The organism is Streptomyces sp. NPDC053474 (assembly GCF_044544845.1).
GTDB lineage: Bacteria > Actinomycetota > Actinomycetes > Streptomycetales > Streptomycetaceae > Streptomyces.
In genome coordinates this window covers 89,842-112,194 of the sequence record NZ_JBITXV010000013.1, presented here as the reverse complement: position 1 = coordinate 112,194, position 22,353 = coordinate 89,842, and the positions used below count along the sequence as shown (strand labels likewise).

21 protein-coding genes are annotated in these 22,353 nt (G+C 74.2%); 7 read left to right on the top strand and 14 right to left on the bottom strand.

Annotated features, from left to right (window positions below; genetic code table 11):
- Window positions 1-165: 165 nt before the first annotated feature.
- Genes ACIG3E_RS29040 through ACIG3E_RS29030 form a run of 3 tightly spaced genes read right to left on the bottom strand, consistent with a single transcriptional unit; the run spans window position 166 to window position 1,709 of the window.
- Window positions 166-933 carry a sigma-70 family RNA polymerase sigma factor gene (locus tag ACIG3E_RS29040; RefSeq protein ID WP_399622382.1) on the bottom strand — a complete coding sequence of 256 codons (768 nt, stop codon included), beginning with the start codon at window positions 931-933 and terminating at the stop codon, window positions 166-168.
- Window positions 930-1,490, bottom strand: a complete 561-nt coding sequence (locus tag ACIG3E_RS29035; protein WP_399622380.1) for an RNA polymerase sigma factor — start codon at window positions 1,488-1,490, stop codon at window positions 930-932. The genes ACIG3E_RS29040 and ACIG3E_RS29035 overlap by 4 nt, the downstream gene beginning before the upstream one ends.
- Window positions 1,491-1,709, bottom strand: a complete 219-nt coding sequence (locus ACIG3E_RS29030) for a hypothetical protein (RefSeq protein WP_399622378.1) — start codon at window positions 1,707-1,709, stop codon at window positions 1,491-1,493.
- A 202-nt stretch (window positions 1,710-1,911) separates the two neighbouring features.
- Between ACIG3E_RS29030 and ACIG3E_RS29025 the strand changes: the two genes are divergently transcribed.
- The 3 genes from ACIG3E_RS29025 (at window position 1,912) to ACIG3E_RS29015 (ending at window position 4,340) form a co-directional block, all read left to right on the top strand.
- Entirely contained in the window at window positions 1,912-2,526 is a 615-nt protein-coding gene (locus ACIG3E_RS29025) for a dihydrofolate reductase family protein (RefSeq protein ID WP_399622376.1), read from the top strand.
- 99 nt (window positions 2,527-2,625) lie between these two features.
- Window positions 2,626-2,862 carry a hypothetical protein gene (locus ACIG3E_RS29020; RefSeq protein ID WP_366795019.1) on the top strand — a complete coding sequence of 79 codons (237 nt, stop codon included), beginning with the start codon at window positions 2,626-2,628 and terminating at the stop codon, window positions 2,860-2,862.
- Between the two features lie 209 nt (window positions 2,863-3,071).
- Window positions 3,072-4,340 (top strand): serine hydrolase domain-containing protein, encoded by a 1,269-nt coding sequence (locus ACIG3E_RS29015; RefSeq protein ID WP_399622374.1) that lies wholly within the window; start codon window positions 3,072-3,074, stop codon window positions 4,338-4,340.
- Between the two features lie 59 nt (window positions 4,341-4,399).
- Here the strand turns inward: ACIG3E_RS29015 and ACIG3E_RS29010 are convergent, their stop codons facing one another.
- The 4 genes from ACIG3E_RS29010 to cseB all read right to left on the bottom strand — a co-directional run bounded on the left by ACIG3E_RS29010 (window position 4,400) and on the right by cseB (window position 9,928).
- Complete coding sequence (locus ACIG3E_RS29010; protein WP_399622373.1) at window positions 4,400-6,949, bottom strand: ABC transporter permease; 2,550 nt, start codon at window positions 6,947-6,949, stop codon at window positions 4,400-4,402.
- 73 nt (window positions 6,950-7,022) lie between these two features.
- Entirely contained in the window at window positions 7,023-7,814 is a 792-nt protein-coding gene (locus ACIG3E_RS29005; protein ID WP_399622370.1) for an ABC transporter ATP-binding protein, read from the bottom strand.
- 130 nt (window positions 7,815-7,944) lie between these two features.
- The gene (locus ACIG3E_RS29000) at window positions 7,945-9,216 is read right to left on the bottom strand and encodes an ATP-binding protein (protein ID WP_399622369.1); all 1,272 of its coding nucleotides are present in this window, start codon (window positions 9,214-9,216) and stop codon (window positions 7,945-7,947) included.
- Between the two features lie 4 nt (window positions 9,217-9,220).
- The gene (gene cseB, locus ACIG3E_RS28995; protein ID WP_399622368.1) at window positions 9,221-9,928 is read right to left on the bottom strand and encodes a two-component system response regulator CseB; all 708 of its coding nucleotides are present in this window, start codon (window positions 9,926-9,928) and stop codon (window positions 9,221-9,223) included.
- A gap of 286 nt (window positions 9,929-10,214) precedes the next feature.
- Between cseB and ACIG3E_RS28990 the strand changes: the two genes are divergently transcribed.
- The 3 genes from ACIG3E_RS28990 to ACIG3E_RS28980 all read left to right on the top strand — a co-directional run bounded on the left by ACIG3E_RS28990 (window position 10,215) and on the right by ACIG3E_RS28980 (window position 12,306).
- Window positions 10,215-11,129, top strand: coding sequence for a sigma-70 family RNA polymerase sigma factor (locus tag ACIG3E_RS28990; RefSeq protein WP_399622366.1), 915 nt, complete (start codon window positions 10,215-10,217; stop codon window positions 11,127-11,129).
- A 114-nt stretch (window positions 11,130-11,243) separates the two neighbouring features.
- Window positions 11,244-11,717: a carboxymuconolactone decarboxylase family protein gene (locus ACIG3E_RS28985; RefSeq protein WP_399622364.1), complete on the top strand. Its 474-nt coding sequence runs from the start codon at window positions 11,244-11,246 to the stop codon at window positions 11,715-11,717.
- A gap of 181 nt (window positions 11,718-11,898) precedes the next feature.
- A complete protein-coding gene (locus tag ACIG3E_RS28980; RefSeq protein ID WP_399622363.1) occupies window positions 11,899-12,306 on the top strand; it encodes a RidA family protein in 408 nt (135 codons plus the stop codon).
- A gap of 56 nt (window positions 12,307-12,362) precedes the next feature.
- Here ACIG3E_RS28980 and ACIG3E_RS28975 read toward each other — a convergent pair whose 3' ends face one another.
- A complete protein-coding gene (locus ACIG3E_RS28975) occupies window positions 12,363-12,626 on the bottom strand; it encodes a hypothetical protein (protein ID WP_399622361.1) in 264 nt (87 codons plus the stop codon).
- Window positions 12,627-12,698: 72 nt separating this feature from the next.
- Window positions 12,699-12,881 (bottom strand): hypothetical protein, encoded by a 183-nt coding sequence (locus ACIG3E_RS28970; protein ID WP_399622360.1) that lies wholly within the window; start codon window positions 12,879-12,881, stop codon window positions 12,699-12,701.
- Between the two features lie 444 nt (window positions 12,882-13,325).
- Between ACIG3E_RS28970 and ACIG3E_RS28965 the strand changes: the two genes are divergently transcribed.
- Window positions 13,326-13,601: a hypothetical protein gene (locus tag ACIG3E_RS28965; RefSeq protein WP_399622359.1), complete on the top strand. Its 276-nt coding sequence runs from the start codon at window positions 13,326-13,328 to the stop codon at window positions 13,599-13,601.
- A 16-nt stretch (window positions 13,602-13,617) separates the two neighbouring features.
- Here the strand turns inward: ACIG3E_RS28965 and ACIG3E_RS28960 are convergent, their stop codons facing one another.
- The 5 genes from ACIG3E_RS28960 to ACIG3E_RS28940 form a co-directional block, all read right to left on the bottom strand.
- On the bottom strand, window positions 13,618-14,841 hold the full coding sequence (locus tag ACIG3E_RS28960) for a winged helix DNA-binding domain-containing protein (protein WP_399622358.1): 1,224 nt from the start codon (window positions 14,839-14,841) through the stop codon (window positions 13,618-13,620).
- Window positions 14,842-14,868: 27 nt separating this feature from the next.
- Window positions 14,869-15,033, bottom strand: a complete 165-nt coding sequence (locus tag ACIG3E_RS28955; protein WP_399622357.1) for a VOC family protein — start codon at window positions 15,031-15,033, stop codon at window positions 14,869-14,871.
- A 35-nt stretch (window positions 15,034-15,068) separates the two neighbouring features.
- Complete coding sequence (locus ACIG3E_RS28950; RefSeq protein WP_399622355.1) at window positions 15,069-15,788, bottom strand: NADPH-dependent F420 reductase; 720 nt, start codon at window positions 15,786-15,788, stop codon at window positions 15,069-15,071.
- Between the two features lie 272 nt (window positions 15,789-16,060).
- Complete coding sequence (locus ACIG3E_RS28945; RefSeq protein ID WP_399622354.1) at window positions 16,061-21,589, bottom strand: sacsin N-terminal ATP-binding-like domain-containing protein; 5,529 nt, start codon at window positions 21,587-21,589, stop codon at window positions 16,061-16,063.
- 103 nt (window positions 21,590-21,692) lie between these two features.
- The gene (locus ACIG3E_RS28940; RefSeq protein ID WP_399622558.1) at window positions 21,693-22,205 is read right to left on the bottom strand and encodes a DUF1707 domain-containing protein; all 513 of its coding nucleotides are present in this window, start codon (window positions 22,203-22,205) and stop codon (window positions 21,693-21,695) included.
- Window positions 22,206-22,353 lie beyond the last annotated feature (148 nt).

Here is a 22,353-nt window from a genome sequence, read left to right as displayed (position 1 = left end):
CCGCCCCCTCGCCCGGCGGCCACCGACGCGTCTGTGGGGCCTCGGACGACCTGCGCGGATGCCGTGCGCCGGAACGCCGGTGGCGGAATTGATGCATCGAGGAGTACCTCGGCCTCCGCCGCCCCGATCGCACCGCCCCGCCCCATCCCCTGGCACCTCCCCCGCTCACACCTGACCGTCGGACCTGATCCGCTGCCACAGCGCCGCCAGCGAGTCCTCGGTGTCCGTCTCGGTCACCGTCAGGGACAGGGCCCGCTCGGTCTCGTGGAGCATGTCCCGCACCGGGTCGCCGCCCGCGTCGCCCGGAGCCGCGAGCGCCGCCCGCAGACGGGTGAGGGCCTTGGCGCGGAGGCGGCTGACGGCCTGCGCCGTGAGGCCGAGCACGTCCGCGATCTCGGCCCGCGTCAGGCCCTCGTAGAAGGACAGCGTGACGACGGTCTTCTCGCGCTCGGGCAGCGCGTTGACGGCGTGGGCGAGCAGCCGCAGCAGCTCGCGGTCCTCGGCGGCCGCGGCGGGGTCTTCGGCCACGGCGCCCAGCAGGTCGTGCTCCTCGACGCCGGAGTCCAGCAGCTCCTCCAGCGACGCGTCGCCCATGGGCGACCGGCCGGGTAGCTTCCGCAGCTCGTTGAACATCGCCCCGCGGATGTGGATGACCGCGTACGTCTCGAACCTGACCATCCGGTCGAGGGTGAACCTCTCGATCGCGACGATGAGTCTGAGCATCCCCGCGGAGACGAGGTCCGCCCGTTCCCCAGGGGCAGGCGCGCCGACGCTCACGCGGCCCGCGAGGTAGTGCACCAACGGCGCGTAGTGCTGGACCAGTTGGTCGCGCCATCGCACCTCGCCCGTCGCCCAGAACGCGCGCCACAGCTCGTCCGGTGTCGAAGGCTCGACCGACTGCCCGGCGGGACTCAGGTCCTGACGGTGCGTCACCGCTCTCCACCTCGCTCCCCGTCCAGCAGGCCCATGCTCCGCAGCTCCCGCGACAACGGCGCCAGCGTGCGCCGCGCCTGGCTCAGGAGGGCGCGCACGGTCGACTTCTCGATGCCCATCGTCCGAGCGATCTCGGCCGTGGTCAGGCCCGCGAGATGGCGCAGCGCCACGGCCTCGCGCTGCCGCAGGGGCAGTCGCGCGATCGCCCGGCACACCTTGAGGTAGCCCTCCTTCACATCCATGAGCGCGGCCGGCTCGGGGGCGCGAGCAGGACGGTCGACGTCGTCGAGAGGGATGCTGCCCGAGTGGCGGCGGGACAGGTCGATCGCCTCGCGAACCACCGTGGTGGTGAGCCAGGCGTCCCACCTGCGCACCGGCTCCGCGTCCGGGTCGTTCATGCGGCGCCAGCACTGGTAGAAGGCTTCCTGGACGGCGTCGTGCGCCAGCGCGGGCATGCCCCCGCACACCAGGGCCGCCTTGCCGAGCAGCCTCGGCCGGAGGTCCCTGTACAGGGCGTCGAACGCGGCGCCGACGGGCTGCCCTGGCTGTCCGGGCATTCACCGCTGCTCCTCGTCGCGGACCTTGACGGCCCAGGAGACGCCATCCTGTTCGGTCACCTCGGCGGAGCCGCCGCCGCGTGACAGACCGTGCAGCATGGCCGTCATCGTGTCACGCCGCACCCGCTCGCGGACCCGGTACGCGTGGGCCCGCGCCACGATCCCGACCGCGGCGCTCGCGCCGACTCCCAGGCACACCCACCCCCACACTGTGAGCACGGTGGTGTTCTCCTCTCCGCTCTTCCCGACCCGCCGGGAGACCCCGACACTGCGTAGAGCGGAGCGGCCTCGAAAGCGCTTAGGACGGGCCGCGGAACCACCCGTAGGGGCGGCGTGTGGAAAGCCCGTGCGAGTCCGGCGATGAGTTTCGGGGGCGAGGCGGGTCCAGAGAAGTACGGGCCGTTGCAGAGAGGAATCCATCATGTCGAGCGCGCAGACGCCGCGAAGTGCCGAGACCCCAGGCACGTCATCGCCGAGGGGCACGGAGCGGCAGACCGCCGCGGGGAAGGTGCTCTGGCACTTCACGATGTCCCTCGACGGGTTCGTGGCGGGGCCCGACCACACCGTGGGCTGGATGGAGGGGACCTCGTTCCGCCCTGACCTCGTCGACGAGTACGCGGGGACGACGGGCGCCGTCCTGGGTGGCAGGGACGGCTGGGACGCCTTTCCCGACACCAGTGGCATCTACGGCGGCCGGTGGCGAGGGCCGGTGTTCGTCCTCACGAACCATCCGGAGGACGCGAAGCCCGCCGACGGCGTCACGTTCCTGTGCTGCGACGTCGCCGAAGCGGTCCGCATCGGCCTCGAAGCCGCCGGGGGCAGGAACCTGGAGGTCCTCTCCGCCTCGATCGGCCGCCAGCTGCTCCAGCGCGGCCTGATCGACGAGATCGCCCTGCACGTCGCGCCGGTCCTGCTCGGCGACGGCATCCGGCTGTTCGACAACCCCGGCGGCGCCCCCGTACGCCTCGAACGGCTCGACGGCGACGACCCCTCGGCCGCGGTGGACGTGCGCTACCGCCCGGTCACGGCCGACTGAACTCCCCGCACGAGGTCGTGTACACCAGGGCTCCCCGGGTACCCGACGGTCTCCCGGCTGCGAGGACAGCCCCCGTACACGACACGAGGGAGGACCGGCATGACCAGCGGCACCGAGACCGGTGACGTCACCGGCACGCGGGACAAGGACTACAACCTGGTCTGGTACGTCGAGGCGTGCCTGAGCAACGCCCTGCGGCTAGAGGCGTACGTCCAGGACGCGGAGCGCGCCAAGGACACCGAGGTCGCGGAGTTGTTCCGCAAGGCGCAGGCCGACAGCCGCAAGGGCGCCGAGCTCGGCAAGAAGCTGCTGCGCTCGCGCCTGCAAGAAGGCTGACGGGCACGCGAGAAGGCCTCCTCACCGTCGCGGTGAGGAAGCCTTCCCACGGCCGGAGGGCCACACCCGGCTGAACGCCGCACCAACGGACCCGGCCTCACGACGCGTCAGAAACGTCCCGCTCCTTCCGCCCTATACGATCTCGATCACATGTGGGCTCCTGCGGGCCCCGACCACTTCGAGACGCAGGCGAGCTGGGGGGAATTCCCATGGTGAGAAGCGGGTTCGTACGGACGGCCACGGTGGCCGTGACCGGTGTGATGCTGGCGGCGGTGGGCACGGCCCAGGCGTCGGCCACCGACCGGGCCGCGGAGCCGGTGCCGGACGCGGCGGGGGTCCAGACCGCGCTTGAGCGCACCGTCGCGGCGGGCGCGCCCGGCGCCTTCGCGGTGATCCGGGACCACGACACCCCGGGCGTCGACCGGACCGTCGCCGTCGGCAAGGCGAAGCTCGACGGCACGCCCATGAACGGCGAGTGGCGCTTCCGGGTGGGCAGCAACACCAAGATGTTCACCGCCGCCCTCGTGCTCCGCCTGGCCGACCAGGGCCGCATCGACCTGGACAAGCCGGTGCGCGCGTACCTCCCGACCGGCACCCTGCCCGCGGACTGGAACATGACCGTCCGCCAGGTGATGCAGCACCGCTCCGGCATCTACGACCACACCAACGACCTCCTCGAACAGCCGGGCGAGGAGACCACCGACGCGTTCGAGAAGCGCATCCGCAACACCGTGTACAAGCCCGCCGACCTCGTGGCGCACTCGGTCAAGCACGGCCCGCAGAGCGCGCCGGGCACGAAGTACGCGTACTCGAACACCAACTACGTCGTGCTGGGCATGGCGATCGAGCACCTCACCGGCGACACGTACGCGAACGTGCTGCGCAAGGAGATCATCAAGCCGCTGGGCCTGAAGAAGACCTCCTACGTCGTCCCGAAGAAGACCATCTCCGGGGCGCACGTCACCGGCTACCTGACGAACGACGACCGCTCCAAGCCGCTGCTCGACTCCACGAAGCAGAACGGCTCCTGGGTCGGCAGCGCGGGCGCCGTCATCTCCTCGGCCGCCGACATGGACCGCTTCCTGACCGCGCTCCTCTCCGGCGACTCCGGCGAGCTGATCTCCGACAAGTCGCGGAGCGCGATGACGACCGTGCTGCCCACGCCGACGGCGAAGGTCAGCTACGGCCTCGGCCTGCGCGAGATCGCCCTGTCCTGCGGCAAGGTCTACGGCCACGGCGGCATCGTCCAGGGCTACCAGACGCAGTCCTTCTCCACGCGCAAGGGCGACCGCACGGTCGTGGTCTTCGCCAACGCGTCCAACAACAGCGCGGTGACGCAGGGCCTGACGAACACCCTCGAACCGGCCTTCTGCGGCACCAAGCCGTCCCCGGCCGCCAAGAGTTCCCAGCGCGCCCCGCGCTCGGCGGACGTGAACACCACCCCGCGGGTGCCGGCCGTCGAGGACAGCCGCATCTGACGCCGCACCGGGTAAGCGGCCCGCGGGCGGGGCGCCCCCGCCCGCGGGCCGAGCGGACGTCATGCCTCCGCCACGGCCTCCAGCGGGCTGAGGGCGGCCGCCCTGCGGGCCGGGACGGCGGCCGCGAGCGCTCCGGCCGCCAGGGACAGCGCGCAGGTGAGGAGCAGCGTCCCCCAGGGCAGCCGCAGGGCGTAGCTCTCCAGCGCGCCGTTGGCCAGTGAGCCGACCGCCCAGGCGCCGAACAGGCCGCCCGCGAGGCCCAGCGCGGTGCCGAACGCGGCGACGGTGACCGCCTCGACGCGGATCATCCGCCGGACCTCCGCGCGGTCCATGCCGAGGGCGCGCAGCGCGCCGATCTCGCGGGTGCGTTCGGTGACCGACATGGCCAGGGTGTTCACGATGCCGAGCGCGCCGATGACGACGCCGATGGCCAGCATCCCGTACAGCACGTTCAGCAGGTCGGCCAGGGGGCCCGCGGCCTCGCGGATGAGTTCCTTCCGGTTGTCCACGGTCAGCAGCGGGCTGTTGCCCACGGCGGTGCGCAGCCGCTCCTCCACGGTCTTCGAGACGGCGTCGCCGTCGGTGCGGACGAGGACGCGCTGGACGGAGCCGGGGACGAGGCTGTGCCGGGCCACCTCCGTGCGGACGCCGAGCGCGTCGCGGGCGACGGGGTTGTCCTGGTAGACGCCCACGACGGTGTACCGCTCGGCCCGGCGGCTCTGCCCCAGGCGGAGGTCGACGCCGCTGCCCGCGCTCACTCCCAGTTCCCGGGCGAGGGTGCGGGAGAGCGCGATCCGGCCCGGCCCGAGGTCCTTGCCGGAGCCGCTGACGTAGGTGAGCTTCAGGACGTCGGCCACGGTGTGCGGGTCGACGCCGGAGATCTCCCGGACACCGCCGCCGACGAAGACGGTGGAGTCCGACACGGCCGACGCGGTCCGCACCCCGGGGGACGCGGCCACGCGCCGTACGGCGGCCGGGTCGACGGCGGCCGTGGCGGTGCGGGAGCCGATCACGTAGTCGGCGCCGAGCCCGGCCGCGGCCTGGCGGTCGAGGGCGTGCCCGGTGGAGTGGGCGATGACGGCGAGCCCGGCGACCAGCGCGGTGCTGACCATGAGCGTCGCGGCGGTGGCCGCGGTGCGCCGGGGGTCGCGCAGGGCGTTCTCCCGGGCGAGCCGTCCAGGGACGCCGAAGCGGTCGGTGAGCCGTCCGGTCAGCCGGATCACGGGGGCGGCCAGCAGCGGTGCGAGCACGGTCAGGCCGACGACGAGCAGGGCGCAGCCGGTCAGCGCGCTCCGCAGATTGTCCTCCGAGGCGTCCTTCGCCCCGGAGAGGGACACGAGCCAGCCGACGCCGAGGGCGAGGAGCGCGAGGCCCGCCGCGCCGCGGGCCCTGGAATGGGCGGCGGAGGGCGGCTGTTCGGCCGTGCGCAGGGCCTCGACGGGGGCGATCCGCGCCGCCCTGCGGGACGGCAGCCACGCGGCGAGCACGGTGACGCCGACGCCCACGCAGAGCGCCGCGACGACGGAGGCCGGGCCGATCACCAGCGGGCCGTGCGGCAGCCGGTCCCCGCCGGTGCTCAGCACGTCGGGCAGGACCGAGGCGACGCCGAGGCCGAGGACGAAGCCCGCCGTGGACGCGACGAGGCCGACCGCGAGGGCCTCCAGGAGGACGGTGCGGGCGACTTGGCGGCGGGAGGCGCCGATCGCCCGCAGCAGCGCGATCTCCCGGGTGCGCCGCGTCACGAGCATGGTGAAGGTGTTGACGACGAGGAACGAGCCGACGCACAGCGAGACCCCGGCGAACACCAGCGGCAGCTTCGCGTACCCCCGGGTCAGGGTGTCGACGAGGACGGCCTGCTGTGCGGCCTGGGCGGTGCCGGTGGTGGCCTCGGCGCGGTCGGCGGGGAGGACGCCGGTGACGCGCCGGGCGAGGTCGGGCGCCGTGGTGCCGGGCGCCGCCGACAGGTCGATGCCGGTGTAGTGGCCGGGGGACGCGAACAGCCTCTGGGCGGTGGCCTTGTCGAACAGGGCGAGGGTGCCGCCCGCGGTGACCCGGGGGTCCTGGGTGGTGACGATGCCGACGAGCCGCTTGGTCATGACCGGGCCGTCGGTGGCGAGGGTGACCATGTCGCCGACGCGGAGGTGTCCGGCGGCGGCGGTGCCCCGGTCGACGGCGAGTTCGCCGCTGTGCCGCGGGGCGCGGCCCTCGGCCAGGGGATGGCGGTCGTCCTCGCCGTCCGCGCCGGGCACGTAGGCGGCGGCCAGGTTCGCCCACGCCTTCCCGGCCCGCAGTGGGGTGCCGTCCGCCGCGTTCAGGGTGGCCGAGCCGTCGGCCGCCGGGCGCACCGCCGCGACACCGGGTACGCCCGCCAGCTTGCCGACCAGGGCGTCGTCGAGCGCGCCCGCGGCCCCGGGCGGGGAGGCCTTCGGGGTCACGGTGACCGCGATGCCAGCGAAGCTCTTCGACGCGGCGGCGCGGTGGGCGGCGGTGGTGGAGTCGGCGAAGACGAGGGCGCCGCTGACGAAGGCGACGCTCAGGCAGACCGCGAGGACGGTCATGAGCTGCCGGGCCTTGTGCGCGAGGACGCCGCGCAGGGCTGTTCTCAACATGGGTGACTTCCGGGGGGCTTGGGCTCGGTGGCCGCGAGCGGGTGGGGCGGGTTCGGTCCGGGGCCGGGCCGGTTCAGCCGGTGCGTGCGCCCGACGTCCGCGGGTGCGCCGCGGTGGTGCGCGGCATCAGCTCCAGGACGCGCTCCGGGGTCGGGTGGGTCATCTCGTCGACCAGGCGGCCGTCGGCGAGGAACACCACGCGGTCGGCGAAGCCCGCGGCGACGGGGTCGTGGGTGACCATGACCACGGTCTGGCCGAGCTCGCGCACCGAGTCGCGCAGGAAGCCAAGGACCTCGCCGCCCGTGCGGGAGTCGAGGTTGCCGGTGGGCTCGTCGCCGAAGACGACCGCGGGCCGCGAGACCAGGGCGCGGGCGACCGCGACGCGCTGCCGCTGCCCGCCGGAGAGGTGCGCGGGCCGGTGGTCGAGGCGCTGTGAGAGGCCGACCATGGAGACGACCCGGTCCAGCCACCGCGGGTCGGGGCGGCGTCCGGCGAGGCTCAGGGGCAGCGTGATGTTCTCCAGGGCGGTCAGCGTCGGCAGCAGGTTGAACGCCTGGAAGACGAAGCCGATCCGGTCGCGGCGCAGCCGGGTGAGGCGACGGTCGTCGAGCGTGCCCAGGTCGGTGGTGCCGACGCGCACGGAGCCGGAGGTGGGGGTGTCGAGCCCGGCGGCGCAGTGCAGCAGGGTGGACTTGCCGCAGCCGGAGGGGCCCATGATCGCGGTGAACTCGCCCTCACGGAAGGCGATGCTGACCCGGTCGAGGGCCAAGACCCGGGTGTCGCCGCTGCCGTAGGCCTTCGACAGGTCGGTGGTGGCGGCCGCGATTCCCGGCGTCGGGTGCGGGGCAGGGGCGTCGGCGGTCAACGGGGCTCCTCTTCGGGTGCGGGCGGGTGCACTTCGAAGGGTGTCCGGGGAACGTATCGGGGCCTGGACCACCGTGTATCGGCGCCCGCGCCGGTGTGCGGCAGTTCTGTAGGGCGGGCCGCGGCGGTGGTCAGCCGGGCAGGCGCAGCGTCGCCACGGCGCCGCCGTCCGGGGCGTTGTCCAGAAGGAGTTCGGCGCCGAGCAGCCGGGCCTGTCCCAGGGCGATGGTCAGGCCGAGGCCGTGGCCTGAGCCGCGCTCGGCCGCGCCCGTGTGGAAGCGGCGCGGGCCGTGGCGCAGCAGGTCCGCCGGGAAGCCGGGGCCGTGGTCGCGCACGACGACCGTGGGGCCCTCTACGGTGACCCGCACCGGAGCGGCCCCGTGCCGGTGGGCGTTGCTGACGAGGTTGCTGACGATGCGCTCCAGGCGGCGCGGGTCGGTCTCCACGGTCGGGTCCCCCGCCGCGCCCCGTGCGTCTGGGGGACCGGCGCCGAGGACCTCGGTGGCGTAGCCGGTGCGTGTCACGGCCTCGGAGACGACGGCGCCGAGCGGCACCCGGGCGCGGACGGCCTGTTCGGCCCCGGCGTCGAGGCGGGAGACCTCCAGGAGGTCCTCGACCAGGCCGCGCAGGTCGCGCACCCGGGCGCGGAGCAGGTCCTCCGTCTCGCCGGGCGGCAGCAGGTCGGCGGCGGCCAGGAGGCCGCCGACGGGGGTGCGCAGCTCGTGGGCCACGTCCGCGGTGAACCGGCGCTCGGTGCGCAGCCGTTCGCCGAGGGAGTCGGCCATGCGGTCGACGGTGGCGGCGATCTCGGCCACCTCGTCGCGGCCCTTGGTGGGCCCGGTGCGCGCGTCGAGGTCCCCGGCGGAGATGCGGCCCGCGGTGTCGGAGACCCGCCGCAGCCGCCGGGCGAGCAGCCCGGCGCCGTGGACGGCCAGGGGCGCGGCCGCGGCGAGCGCGATCAGCGAGGCGACCGCCATGGTGGCGTCGAGGCGGCGCAGGGTGTGCAGCTCCGGGCTCATGTTGACCCGCACGGCGAGCACGGGGCTGCCCGGGCCGCCGGTGCGCTGGGCGGCCCAGACGCTCGGCCCCAGGTTGCCCTCGACGCTCCCGTCGTGGGCCGCGTGCCGGTCGCCGTCGGCGGGGTGGCGGAGCGCCGCTGGCAGGGCGGCCGGGTCGAGTTCGGCGCCGTCCGCCAGGGTGCCGGTGCGGCGGTGGACGTCCATGGCCGAGTAGAGCGTGTTGAGGGCTCGCGCCCGGGCCCGGTCGCGGATGTCGGCTTCCGTCCACACGTGGACGAGTACACCCACCACGGCCACCACCAGGAAGGCGGTGGCCGCGGCGAGCGCGGCGATCTTCCAGCGCAGCGAGGTGCGGCCCCGCCGGGGCCGGGGGTGCGGACGCACGGGCTCAGGGCCGGAGCTTGTAGCCGAAGCCGCGGACCGTCTCGATGCGGTCCCGGCCCAGCTTCCTGCGCAGCCGCTGCACGCACAGGTCCACGACCCGGCTGTCGCCGTCCCAGCCGTACTCCCACACGTCGCGCAGCAGGGTGTGCCGCTCCAGTACGACGCCGGGGCGCGCGGCGAACTCCAGGAGCAGCTTCAGTTCGGTCGGGGTCAGCGCCACCGGGCTTCCGTCGAGCGTCACCTCCATGCCCGCGGTGTCGATGGTCAGGTCGCCGAACACCAGCGTGCGCCCTTCTTGCGTGGCGCTCCCGGGGGCCGGGTGGGGCGCGTAGGTCGCCCGCCGCAACAGGGAGCGGATGCGGGCCACGAGGACGTAGGTGTCCACGGGCTTGACCACGTAGTCGTCGGCCCCGGCCTCCAGACCGGCGACGACGTCGAGGCCGTCGCCGCGGGCGGACATCATCAGGACGGGCACGAGGCTGGTCTCGCGGACCCTGCGACACAGGCCGATCCCGTCGAGACCGGGGAGCAGCACGTCCAGGATCAGCAGGTCGAAGCTCTCGTCGCGGAAGAGTTCGAGGCCCGTGAGGCCGTCGGGCGCGGCCTTCACCGCGTATCCGTAGCGCTCCAGGGCGACGGTGAAGGAGCGGCGCATCAGGTCGTCGTCCTCCACCAGCAGTACGCGTACGGCGGGCGGCGCGGACGAGGACACGGGCGGGTGGCTCCTGTTCGTGGGCGGGGAGGCGACGGCGGTCCCGGCGGCGGCTGCCCGGCCGGTGACCCGAAAGGAACGATACGGCAGACACCGGACACGGCGGCCGCATCGCGGCAGGGGCCCGGATCCGATGGGCGATCAAGCGCTTCCTGATACGTGGCCGATACACGACAGGCCCTCGGGCCTGCCCGCGTGATCACCGTAGGATCGCGGTGAGCGGACCGCCCCGGTACCGGCAGGGGCGCGTCCGAGGGGTACGGCGGTCGACACCTGCGGAGGCACGATGGACGAGCGCCGGGCGCTCCCCCACGACGCGCTGGCGGAGGCGGCGGACGCGTTCCAGCGGCTGCGGCCCCGGCTCTTCGGCATCGCCTACCGCATTCTGGGCAGCGTGAGCGAGGCCGAGGACGTGGTCCAGGACGCGTGGGTGCGCTGGCAGGGCACCGACCGGGACGCGGTCGTCGCGCCGGGGGCGTTCCTCGCGAAGGTCACCACGCACCTGGCGATCAACGTGGCGCAGTCGGCGCGGGTGCGCCGCGAGGCGTATGTGGGGCCGTGGCTGCCGGAGCCCGTGGACACCAGCGTGGACCCGCAGGTCGGCGCGGAGCGCGGCGAGGCCGTCGAGCTGGCCGTGCTGCTGGTCCTGCAGAAGCTGAACCCGGTGGAGCGGGCGGCCTACGTGCTGCGGGAGGCGTTCGGCTACGCGTACGACGAGATCGCGGGCATGCTGGGGCTCAGCCAGGCCAATGCGCGGCAGGTCGTGAGCCGGGCCCGCAAGCGCCTGGCGGCCGAGCGCCGCGAGCCCGTCGACGCCGCCCAGCACCGGCGGCTCCTCGAAGCCTTCGTCGCCGCCGCGCGCGACGGGGACGTCGCCGCTCTGGAGGACGTCCTGTCGGCCGACGTCGTCTCCTACGCGGACGGCAACGGCATGCGGGGCGTGGCACGCCTTGAGGTCGTGGGTGCCGGGCGCGTGGCGCGGATCAGCGCCTTCGCGAAGAAGTTCTTCCCCGGGGCCGAGTACGCCCTGGTCGAGGCCAACGGCCGCCCCAGCCTGCTCCTCGTCCAGGACGCCGTCGCCATCGCCCTGGTGAGCGTCACGGTGGGGCCCGCCGGGATCGACGGGCTCTACTGGATCCTGGCGCCCGAGAAGCTGCGGGCGTACGAGCGGTCGGTCCGCGCGCGCACCGGCCGCTCGTAGCCCCCCCCGGGCAGGGCGAGGGGTGAGACGGCCGTCACACGTACGGATGTCACAGACCGGCCCGGCCGTCTCGTCCAAGGGTGTGTCAGCGCAACGACGACCCTGGAGCACACGATGACCGCTCGACTGAACTTCTTCACCAACGCCGTCGCCACCGGGTTCGCCCGGCACCTCGTCGCGGCGGACAGGGCGCTTGCGGATGCGGGCCTGCCCGCCGCCACCCTGGAGCTGGTGAAGCTGCGCGCCAGCCAGATCAACGGCTGCGGCTTCTGCGTCGACATGCACGCCAAGGACGCCGCGCACGCCGGGGAGAGCGCGACGCGCCTGAACCTGGTCGCGGTCTGGCGCGAGGCCACCGTGTTCACCGAGGCCGAGCGGGCCGCCCTGGAGCTCGCGGAGCAGGGCACCCGGATCGCCGACGCGGCGGGCGGGGTCACCGACGAGGCCTGGGCGAACGCCGCCAAGCACTACGACGAGGACCAGCTCGCGGCCCTGGTGTGCGCCATCGCACTGATCAACGCCTTCAACCGGGGGAACGTCATGGTCCAGCAGCCCGCCGGTGGCTACGAGCCCGGTCAGCTGCACTGACAGGAGTGACGCGCGGTCAACTCGCGGGCCTGAGCGCCGTCCCCGGCGAGGAGTCCGAACTGCTGGGTCACCTTGAGGTGCCCCAGGCACCGAAAAGTGCGTCCTTCCACGTCAGCGGCTGTTCTCCTACGGTTCCCGAGTAACCACTGGAGAGCAATCGCGTCTTGGTTTCGGAGGCATCATGGCCATCACCCTCGTCAACCCCGCCGGGCTGCCGGAGGTCGACGCCTACCGGCAGGTGTCGGTCGCGTCGGGGTCGAAGCTGGTCTTCGTCGCCGGGCAGGTCGCCTGGGACGCCGCGGGCGTGACGGTCGGCGAGGGTGACCTCGCGGCCCAGGTCGAGCAGTGCTACCTCAACGTCGGCACCGCCCTCGCCGCGGTCGGCGCCACCTTCGACGACGTGGCGAAGCTGACCGTCCACGTCGTCGACTGGGCGCCGGACAAGATGCCCCTCCTCCTAGAGGGAATCGCCCGCGCCGCCGCGAAGCTGGGGGTGACACCGGTGGCGCCGGGCACGCTCCTCGGCGTCGCGGCCCTCGACGCGCCCGACCACCTGGTCGAGGTCGAGGCCACGGCCGTCATCGACTGAACAGGCGCCGTCCGGGCCGCCGTGGCCCCGCCCCCGTGACGGGGCCACGGCCCGCGCTAGTCGTTGCTGACAAGAACGTTGAGCCGGTAGTTCAGAGGATCCGGCCACTCGATGTTGACCCAGATGACGTACTGGCCGTCCCTCGGCGCCACGTTGTGCACCGTCATGCGCGCGCTGCCGACGAAGGAGTCGCCGTTGGCGTCGACTTCGGTGATGGAGGCGACGATGGTGCTCCCTTTGAAGGCGACGGGCGAGTTGATGGGCTGCACGAAGCTGCCGCGTCCGTTGCCGTTGAAGACCCGTCGGATAACCGTGCTCATATCCCCTCTTTCCGCTGCTCGTGCCCTATCCGCTCCTGTGGTCCCGCCGCTCCCCGCGTCCGCGCGCCGAGGTCACACCGCCTCGTCCTCGGCGGCTTCGAGCACCGCGGGGGCCACCGCGCTCTCCGCTGTGTCCGCCGCCTGGTCCGCGCCCTCGGACAGGGCGCTGGGCGGGGCCACGCCCGGACCCGCGGGTTCGTCCTGGCCCGCTCCGGCCACTTGCGGCGCGGGCTCCCCTACGTGGCTGCCGCTCACACCGCTCCCCTTTCTGTAGTTCTGCGGATCCCTGCGTTCTCCGCGGTTGCGCGGAACGTCCGTGGGACCCCTTCGCGTCCGGCGCCGGGCCCCCGGGGCGCGGGGCACCCGGCCCGAGGACGCGAAGGGGCGTAAGGAGTTGCTGGCGAGTCGCAACTGTCCCCCCGGCGCGGGGACGTGTCCATCACCCACAAGGAGCACAAGGGGGTACGGGCCAACGAGTCTCGGACAAAGGATCCATGACGAACCGTCAGAGCCCTGGCCGAATCGCGGTCCCGGCGCTCCGCCACCCCACCGGGCCCGCGCCGCAGTGCGCCCCCTACGCCCCGCTCGCCCTCTTCACACCCCACGGCTCTCGTGTCACTGAAGGAACCCTCGGGTACGCCATGTAGCGATCAATAGCGCTGAGTGACCAACTCGCGCTGTCAACCGAGAGGAAAACTGATGCTCAAGCGCCTCGCTGCCGTCGTCGGCGGTCTCGCCCTTGCCCTCGGCGGCGCCGTCGCCGTCGCACCGGCCGTCAACGCCACGCCGCAGGGCTGCTTCTACCAGGTCCTGGAGCAGCACCCCGACGTGGACGAGGACGTGGTGGCGCACGCCTGCCTCACCGCGGCCGACGGCAGCTCCGAGACCATCCGGGCCTGCTACCACGAGCTGCGGCGGGAGTACGTCCCGGCCCAACTGGCCCTGGACGCCTGCCGAAGCTCGTCGCAGGAGTAGCGGCGAGCCTGCCGGGTTACGGGCCGCTCTCCCGCAACCCGGCAGGACCGGACGCGGAGCCCCCGCCGCTGAGGCGGCGTTCGAGGGGGGTGCGGTAGCTGGGGGTGACGCGGGTGCCGTCGAGGAAGGCGGTCAGGCGGCCGATGGCGTCCTCCACGGCCGTGCGGGCCTCGCGGCCCGGGTCGGTGAGGAGGTGGTGGCGCACGTGCCCGTCGGACCCTTGGGCCCAGGCTCCGATGACGCGGCCGCCCCACCAGACCGTGGGGCCGATGTTGCCGTTGCGGTCGAAGAGTTCGGACGTGTACGCCGGGTCGAGGTACCAGTCGCGGTGGCGCCAGCCCATCGCGGTGAGGTCGAGGCCGGGCAGCAGCGCGGCTTCCGGCGCGGCGGCCGGGATCGGGTCGACGTCGTCCGGCAGGACGTGGCCCGTGCCCTCGGCGAGCTCGACGGCCTGCGCGGCGGTGGCCGCGAGCGCGGCGCGCGTGGCGGTGAGCGTCCAGCCCGTCCACCACTTCAGGTCGTCGACGGTGACGGGCCCGAAGGCCGCCAGATAGCGGCGGGCCAGCTCGGCCCGCGCCTCGGCGGCGGGCAGCGGCGGCTGCGGCCGGGCCAGCGCCCAGCGGAACTGCCCGGACGTCCACGAGCCCACCGGCCGGGCGCGCCGCACGCGTCCCTCGGCGGCCAGCAGGCCGAGCACCGGCGAGGCGGCCCGCTGCCGCGACGCGTAGGACTTCCCGGGGTTGACGACGAACTGTTCGCGCAAGTCCGGCACGTCGGCGGCCAGTTCGGCTGCGGTGGCCTCGCCGCGCGCCGCGAGGGCGTCGAGGAGGGCTCGCTCCACGGCGGCGCGGCGCCGCTCGTCCCAGCCCAGGGCCTCGCGCAGCTTCGCCGTGGCGTCGGCGCGGTGCGGGTCGTTGCTCTTGGCGGTCGCGTGCCAGACGGTCGGGACGAGCGCGGCCGGGACCACGAACAGGGTGCGGCGCATGCACCGTACGCGCGCCAGTTCCGGCTCGGCGTGGGGGCCCGTGTCGTAGAGCGCGGCGTCGATGGCGGCGACGCTGGGCGTCCGCATCCGGGCGGCCGCCGCGAGGAAGACCGTCGCCGGGTCGGTGGCGTGCAGCCCGGTCAGGGCGTACGCGACCTCTTGGGCCGAGGTGACCCTGGTGGCGGCGGTGAGGAGATGCCGCCGGGCCAGGCGGGCGCGGCGGTCGGCGGCAGTGACGCCGGGCAGGGCAGTCATGCGGGTTCCTGGGGCTGATGGAGGGGGTCAGCGGGCGCCGTGGACGCAGAACCGCTGGCCCGACGGGTCGAGGAGGACGGTCCCGTACGCGCCGCCGGGCTGGAACGCGGGCTTAGTCACGCCGAGTTCGAGGAGGCGCTCCTCCGCCGCGCGCGTCGTCGAAGGCGAAGCCCAGATGGAAGCGTTCGCCATGGCGTGTCCTCGCGGTCGCGTGGGCTGCGGGCCGCTCAGCGCACGACCTTGATGCCGAAGTGGCCGCCGAACCGCTGGCCGAGGCCGAAGCCGATGGCGGAGTGCATGTGGGCGTACATCTCCATGCCGCGCGAGCAGACGAGCGGGCCGAGGTCGAGGATGTCGGTCCAGCCGTAGGACGTGAGCAGGTCGGTGACGGTCCGCTTGGCGTCGTCGTGGTCGGAGGCGACGAACATGGTGTGGTCGCCGTCGCCGACCGCCTTCGGGTTGACGACGGTGGACTGCTCCTGCGTGACGAAGCTCTTGACGACCTTCACGTCCGGCAGGGCGCGCTGGATCCGCTCGCCGAGGCTGTCGGTGTCGCAGGGGTCGAGCTTCGGCATGACGCCCCACGGCGTGGGCCAGGGGTGCTCCGAGGTGTGCTGGTACACGAACGGCACGGCGTAGTCGATGAGGGTCTTGCCGCTCAGGCTGCCCGCGATGCCCGTCAGGGCGGCGACGGCGTTGTGCCCGTCGATGCCGTTGATGACCACCTCGTCGGCGGCCTCGGCGGCATCGCCGAAGGTCAGCAGGGTGACACCGGGGTGGTCGGCGAGCCACTGGCCGTAGGGCGCGTTGCCCATCATGTCGGGTTCGGTGCGGGCCAGGGTGGCCTCCGGGTCGCGGGTGCCGACGAACACCTCGTGGCCGAGCTCGACGAGCTTGGCAGTGTGCTCACGGGCACCGCCACCGGTACCGAGAACTGCGATCTTCACGACGGAGCCTTTCGGTGCGGACAGGACCCTGAACGCGAGCCCTCACACTTGAGTAGTACATACGTACTGTACAACGATCCCATCAAGGTCACAATACGGACATCAGGCCCACCTCGCCCGCCATTGAGCTGCCGGTCAGCGCACGACATTCCATCGGGGAGCCCACGATTCGCCGACTGGCTTACCTCACTCATTTATCAGTACGTATGTACTAGATGATGGAGGCATCCGTTCGGGCGGGCGGTGGGCGGCGGGATGGAGAGCGGTTCCGGTCACCACCGGTAGGAGAAGCGCAGGGCGCCGCCCTCCTCGCGGTAGCGGCCGCGGCCGCGCCTGCCGAAGGGGTTCGGGAGCATGCGGACGCGCACCCGCCCCGGCTCCCGGACCGAGGTGACCACCAGGAGCCGCCAGCGGTCGGTGGCCGCGTGCCGCTGGGCCGCGCGGACCTCGCTCTCGCCGAGTTCCAGCTGGCCGCCGTCGCCCTGGGTCGCCTTCACCTCGAACATCAACGGCCGGGGCCCTGAGCCCACCGCGAAGTCGTAGCCGAGGCCGTCGTCGCCCGCCGGGCCGGGGAAGAGCCGCCTGCGGTTCGTGGACACCCAGCTCGTCTCGTCGGCGGCATCCGGGTAGCCCCGGCACAGCCAGTGGTAGGCGTACCACTCCCCCATGTATCCGATGGCGTCGCGCTGGGCCGGGGAGAGCCCGGCGTCCGCGCCGCCGCCCCGGCCGCCGGGCCCGCGTCGGCCGCCGCCGGACGGGCGGCGGGCGGGCGGCAGCTCCTGGGGCCGGGTGAAGGCGACGCGGCCGCCGCCGAGGGCGGGGATGGCGTCCCGGTCCAGGGCGCCCTGGAGCGCGGCGGTCAGGTCGGTGAGGTCGTCCGCGCGCAGGTCGATGTCCTTGCCGCCGACGGAGAGGGTGCGTCGGCTGCGCTCCCGTGCGCGGCGCTCGTGCTCCGCCGCGTTCCGCACCCGGTCCAGGGCGGTCGGGGTGAGCCCGTGGGCGCCGAGGTCGACGGTCGCGGGCATGCCGTCCGGCCAGTGGCCGAGCGCGGCGAGCCAGCCGACGACGTCGTCCGGTTCGAGGAGCCGGAAGTCCAGGGCTCCGGCCGCGTCGAGGCGGTCGGTGACGGCCTCGGCCGGGTTCGCCCCGGCCAGGGGTGCGGGCAGCGGGTGCCGGGCCGCCCGCACCAGGGCCACGAGGTCCGCGACGGCCTCGGCGACCGCACGGCGGTTGCCGCTGCGGACCTGGTCGACCGGGGGCAGGTGGGCGCCCTCGCGGGGCGCGGGCGCGCCCAGGCGCAGCGTGAGCTGGGCCTCGACGTGGGCCGCGATCAGCGGGGTGTCGGCGGTGTCCACGGTGTACTCCCACGACTCCGGGGCCGTGATCCAGTCCAGGGTGCGCAGCACCGGCCAGTCGGGCAGCGGCTCGCGCGCGTCGAAGGCGCCCTGCGCGGCCCGGCGCAACCGGTTCACGAGCGCCTTGCGGTGCAGGTCCAGATGCCCGCGCACCGCCTCTTCGTGGGCCTCGGCGTGGCTGATGCGGCCGAGGCGCGGCAGGGCTCCCAGGGTCTCGTTGAACGCGGCGAAGTCGATGTCGAGGAGCAGCCGCAGCTCGTCGAGGTCACGGGCCGTGCGGGCCAGGCGGATGAACTCCTCGGGCGGCAGCGGCAGTTCGTCGGCACAGCCGTCGAGGGCGCTCTGGAACTCCCTGGTGTCGCGGGGCGGCGGCACGGTCAGGGCCTCGGCCGCGGCGGAGCCGAGGAGGTGGACGAGGAAGGGGAAGCAGCGCTCCAGGACCCCGCCGATCGCCCCGTCGATGCGGCGGCCCGTCTCCTCGACCTGGGAGCGCGTGACGCCGAGGGCGTCGGCGAGTTCGTCCGGCGCGGGCGTGCGTGGATCGGCGTGGCAGGAGGCGAGGTGGAGGGCGGCGAGGCGCAGCCGGATGCCGAAGTCGCGGTGCCCGAGCAGATCGGCGAGGGCGGGGGCGAGCCGGGCCGTCTCCGCCCAGCCGGGGTCGGCGTCCCGGGTGAGCAGCAGCGGGTGCTTGGGGTCGGGCAGGGGCAGGACCCCGCCGAGCCGGTCCGGCATGGTGACCGGCCTGCCGTCGAGCCGGATCTCCCAGGTGCGGTAGCGGTGCAGGCGGATCCGGCGGACCGCGGCGGTCAGCTCGGCGAGTTCGGCGTCGCTCGGCCGGGGCCCGTCCGCCACGTGGTCGGCGAGCACGCCCGCCGCGAGGGTGAGCCAGGGCAGCTCCTCGACGAGGGGCTCGCCGAGGGCGGCCGCGTTCACGACCTCGCCGTCCACGGTCACGGAGAACGCGGCGTCGTCGACGTGCCGGACCGCGTCCGGGCGGCCGAGGCGCGCGGCGGCCTCGGCGGCGACGCCGGGCACGACGAGCAGCGGCCGCCCCATCTCCCGTACGAGCCGCGCGGTGAGGCTCTCGCGCTCCCCGCTGACGTACAGCACGGAGTGCGGGCTGCCGGGGCCGGAGACCGGGCCGCCGTGGTCGCAGGGCGCATCGCCGGACGCGGCAGGCGCCTCCCCGGCCGTGGAGGACGCGGTGGCCGGGCCGCCGAGTTCGGAGAGTCGTACCGCGATCAGCCGCTCCCCGGCCTCGGCGAGGACGCACGCGTCGTCCGGCAGGGCGGCGGACGTCTGCTTGACGAGGTGCTTCCAGGCGCGTTCGTTGGCGCGCTGCGCGGCGGGCCGGTCCTCGCCGCCGACCTCGCCGTCGGCGACGAGCCGCCCGAGCGCGGCGACGAGCCGGGCGCTGTCACGGGGGTCGTCCCACGTCGGAAGTCCCAGGGAGCGCAGCCGCACGCCCGTCTGCTGCGGCTCGATGAGGGGGCGTACGCGACGGTCGACGCCCGGCGCGTACAAGGGCTCCTCGTCGAGCCCGGGCGGGCAGTACCAGGCGTCGGCGGGGCGGACGAATCGCACGGTCCTGCCGCGTCCGCGCACCGGGAGCCACGGCTGCTCCCTGAGGAAGGCGGCCAGCGGGGTCCGCACCCGCTCCCGGTCGTCCCTGCGGCTGCCCGCGCTGGACCACGTGCTGGTGAAGTACCGGTCCGGCCACTCGGCGAGGCCGTGCAGGACGAGTCGCGCGTACGCGAGGCGGGCGCTCTCGCCGAGCCGTCCGACGACGTCCTGCCCCGGGAGCCAGAAGGCGGGGCTGCCTTCGTAGGGCGTCTGCGGGTACCAGGCGCTGGAGGAGGCCCTGCCGATGTGCGGCTCCCACTGCGCGGCCACCCCCGGGGGCACGTTGGCCAGGCGCACCAGGCGGGCGGCGACCAGGTCCTGGCCGTACTCGCGGCGCACGGCGTTGGCGGCGTACACCGGGCAGAGGCCGTCGCTCACGCCCGCTTCGAGGAGGAACTCCCGCCACTCCTGGGCGGTTTCGCCGCGCCTGAGGAACGCCTCCGGCGGGGCGGTCAGGCGCCTGGCGATCCGTTTGAGGCTCGGGGACGCCTCCTGGCCCGCTTCGACCACGACGACGAGGTCGTCCCCGCAGGTGCCGTCCCAGCCCCGGCCGAAGACCGCTTGGGCGGCCCTGATCGGCGTCCCGTCGGCGGCGGGGACGTAGAGGCCCAGGCCGCCGACGGCCATCCCGCTCGTCGTACGGCGAGAGCGCCACAGCCGGAACACGAAGCGGAGTGCCTGGTCGCGCAGCTTGCGGTCCTTGCTCTCCGCGAGGGCCCCGCGCACGTGTTCCAGCAGGCTTCTCACGTCGAAGGGGCGTACCAGACCGGCGTGTTCGAGGAAGAAGCGGGCGGGCTGGCGGCGGGCGCGCCGCGTCGTGCCAGTCCAGGTCAGGCCGGGGTGGAGGGAGAAGAGCCGCTTGCCGAGCACGGCGGGGACCGCGAGGGCGTCCGCCTCGCCGCCGAGGTCGCCGCGCACCGGCTGGAAGAAGGCCTCGCGGCGGGCCCGGCGCCCGCCGCGGCCCGCGGGCCGCACCTCGCCGCCCGCGTGCCGCAGTGTCCCGTCGTCGGCCAGGAGGATCCGCCGTCCGCGCAGGACGGTGCCGTCGTCCTGGAAGAGGGCCGCCATGTCGTCGTACACGTCGTCCCACGTTTCGACGGCGTCGCCGGGTCCGGGCAGCGGGAGCGTGGCGATCATGCGCTCCACGTGCTCGGCGAGGGCCTCGGGCGCGGGTTCCCAGGGGCAGCCGAGGGCCTTGCACACGGAGGCGAGGCGCTTGAGCCGCTCGCCGCCGACGTCCGGGTCCGCGACCACGGCACCGGCGTCGTGGGCGCGCCGCGCGGTGAGGACGGCCAGGTCGTGGTCGGGCCACAGGGCGGCCTGCCGGGGCGCGGCCCAGGCGGTGTGCGGGGGCGCGCCCTCGGCGGTGAGTACGGGGACGAGCGGTACGTCGGCCAGTTCGCGGCCGTGCACGTGCCGGGCCGCCGTGACCAGGAGAGTGGCCTTGCGCCTGCCGGTCTCCCAGCTCACCAGGTCCACGGCGAGGCGGCGCAGGCGCGGGTCCGGTGCCGCGCGCAGGCGCTCGGCGGCCGCGAGGCAGGTCTCGGCGAGCGCGTCGAACAGCATGGCGTTCAGGGGGTGTTCGGCGTCGAGGCCCGTCCGGTCCATCTTGGTGAAGAACGGCGCGTTGACGTGGGCGGCGAGGGGCGCGGTCGCGCTGTCGCCCAGCGGCAGGAACGTGTACGTCTGGCCGCGGCGCGCCTTGCCCGCGGCGAGCGGCACCGCGACCTCGATGACGGCGGGTTCGCTCCACTCCAGCCAGGCCTCGTCGAGGAGGCCGAGGCCGGTCGCCTCGGCGACGGTGCGCCGCAGCCGCTCGGGCGAGACCTGGCCGCGGGCGACGAGGAAGTCCCCGGTCCCTTCGAGGGTGACGTGGGCGAGGGTGACTTCGGTGCGGGGCTCGGCGGGGCGGGGCTCGGCGGGGTGAGCTTCGGCGGGGTGGGGCGGGAGCGCTTCGGGCGCGGCGCGCCGGAGGGGCTCCCCTGACCGGAGGGGCTTCCCTGGCCGGAGGGGCTCCCCTGAGGGGAGGGCGAACGGCTGCTCCGCACGGGCGAGTTCATGGACCTGCCGCACCTCACCGCCGCCCCGCCACTCCAGCGTCAGCCCGGCGAGCCGGTCGAGGAAGAGCATGACCGGCGCCTTGGCCTCGGCCAGCTCCCGCAGGCGCAGCCGCACCTCGTCGAGGGCGGCCTCGCCGCGCAGCGGCAGGCGCACCACGGTGACGTGCCCGAGGGTGGCGAGCTCGGCGCAGACCCCGGGCACCTCCGCGACCGGGAACGGCACCTGGAACGGCGGCAGTTCACCGTGCGCCCGTCGCGCCGTCCGCTCGTCCTGGAGCAGCTCCACCAGGTCGTCCCGGCGCGCGAAGCGGAAGCAGTAGCCGTCCAGCGGGCCGGGCTCCCGCCCCGCCGACGCGGCGCTGTAGATCTCCGGGGCCTCGGTGATCTGGAGGATGCTGCGGAACCCCACCCCCTTGTTGCCGATGCCCTCCCCGATCGGCTTGTCGCTGCGGGCGAACTTGCACACGGCCTCGACTCGGGACCAGGTGAACGGAGTGCCTCCGTTGGCGACGTAGAGCGTGCCCGCCTCTCCTTCGTCCTCGTCGAGCAGGACGTGCACCCGGCCGTCGCCGCGGTCCTTGGGGTGCGCGTCGTGGGCGTTCTGCAGCAGCTCCAGGAGGAACCGCCCCGCGTAGTCCCTGGCGTTGCTCAGCGAGGCGGCACGCAGCTGGAGGCCGGGCTGCCAGGTCGGAGCCAACTGCCACTCGTGCAGCACCTTCAGCGCGTAGTCCCGCAGCCGGGCCCCATACGCATGGTCCGTCATGGTCCCCCTAGGGCCCGTCCGCATGCTCGCCGCAACGGTAGCGAGGTGACGGCGGGGAGGTGACCGAGATCCGCCCAACGCATGCACGCGCCCGGGCGACTTCTCAGCGCCAGGCGTGACGGACCCTCAGCCGCCCGAAGCCCATGGCTCCGCTGATCCGGATCGTCGGTCCGCCGGGGGCGGTGCGCCGCGGGGCCTTGTAGCGAGGCTCCTTCCACCCGGCCTGCAGCGCGCCGATGTCGACGATCGCGTCGCGCGGCACCGTGATCTTGGCCCTGCCCGTGCCGATGGCCAGCTCGATGTCCACCACCGGATGCTCGATCACCGCCCGGGACAGATCCAGGTGCACCTTGCCGAACGGCGACGCGACCTTGAGAGTCCTCGGTACCCGCCACGCGCCCCGGCGCTTGATCCGCCCGCTGCCGGCGGCGATCGTGGACGCGGCCTCCGCCTTCGGCTCCGGAAGCGAGGCCAGCGCCGCCGCCAGGCCCTCCCGCGTCCTGGCGGTGAGCGCCCGCTGGAGGCGGTCGTCCATCTCCTCGTGCGCGATGTATCCACCGGCGTACGCGTCCTGGAGGCGCGCCGCCGCGGCCTCGCGGTCGTCATCGCCGATCAGGGTCGACGGGCCCGTGGGCGGGCCTGCGGATGAGTCTGTCGGCGCGTCTACCGAGGTCTCTTTCGGCAGGTCGGCCGACGGGTCGTTCGGGGGCGAAGTCACCGTCTCACCTTAGTGCCAAGCCAGTTGACGTCACCGCCGCGCCCAA

Excerpts from the sequence above, each read along its gene's own strand:
- ACIG3E_RS28980 (WP_399622363.1), top strand. The coding sequence starts at position 11,899 with ATGGCCATCACCCTCGTCAACCCCGCCGGGCTGCCGGAGGTCGACGCC.
- ACIG3E_RS29010 (WP_399622373.1), bottom strand. The coding sequence starts at position 6,949 with ATGTTGAGAACAGCCCTGCGCGGCGTCCTCGCGCACAAGGCCCGGCAG.
- ACIG3E_RS29035 (WP_399622380.1), bottom strand. The coding sequence starts at position 1,490 with ATGCCCGGACAGCCAGGGCAGCCCGTCGGCGCCGCGTTCGACGCCCTG.
- ACIG3E_RS29025 (WP_399622376.1), top strand. The coding sequence starts at position 1,912 with ATGTCGAGCGCGCAGACGCCGCGAAGTGCCGAGACCCCAGGCACGTCA.
- ACIG3E_RS28960 (WP_399622358.1), bottom strand. The coding sequence starts at position 14,841 with ATGACTGCCCTGCCCGGCGTCACTGCCGCCGACCGCCGCGCCCGCCTG.
- ACIG3E_RS28975 (WP_399622361.1), bottom strand. The coding sequence starts at position 12,626 with ATGAGCACGGTTATCCGACGGGTCTTCAACGGCAACGGACGCGGCAGC.
- ACIG3E_RS28955 (WP_399622357.1), bottom strand. The coding sequence starts at position 15,033 with ATGGCGAACGCTTCCATCTGGGCTTCGCCTTCGACGACGCGCGCGGCG.
- ACIG3E_RS29020 (WP_366795019.1), top strand. The coding sequence starts at position 2,626 with ATGACCAGCGGCACCGAGACCGGTGACGTCACCGGCACGCGGGACAAG.
- ACIG3E_RS29015 (WP_399622374.1), top strand. The coding sequence starts at position 3,072 with ATGGTGAGAAGCGGGTTCGTACGGACGGCCACGGTGGCCGTGACCGGT.
- ACIG3E_RS28965 (WP_399622359.1), top strand. The coding sequence starts at position 13,326 with ATGCTCAAGCGCCTCGCTGCCGTCGTCGGCGGTCTCGCCCTTGCCCTC.
- ACIG3E_RS28985 (WP_399622364.1), top strand. The coding sequence starts at position 11,244 with ATGACCGCTCGACTGAACTTCTTCACCAACGCCGTCGCCACCGGGTTC.
- ACIG3E_RS28990 (WP_399622366.1), top strand. The coding sequence starts at position 10,215 with ATGGACGAGCGCCGGGCGCTCCCCCACGACGCGCTGGCGGAGGCGGCG.
- ACIG3E_RS28945 (WP_399622354.1), bottom strand. The coding sequence starts at position 21,589 with ATGACGGACCATGCGTATGGGGCCCGGCTGCGGGACTACGCGCTGAAG.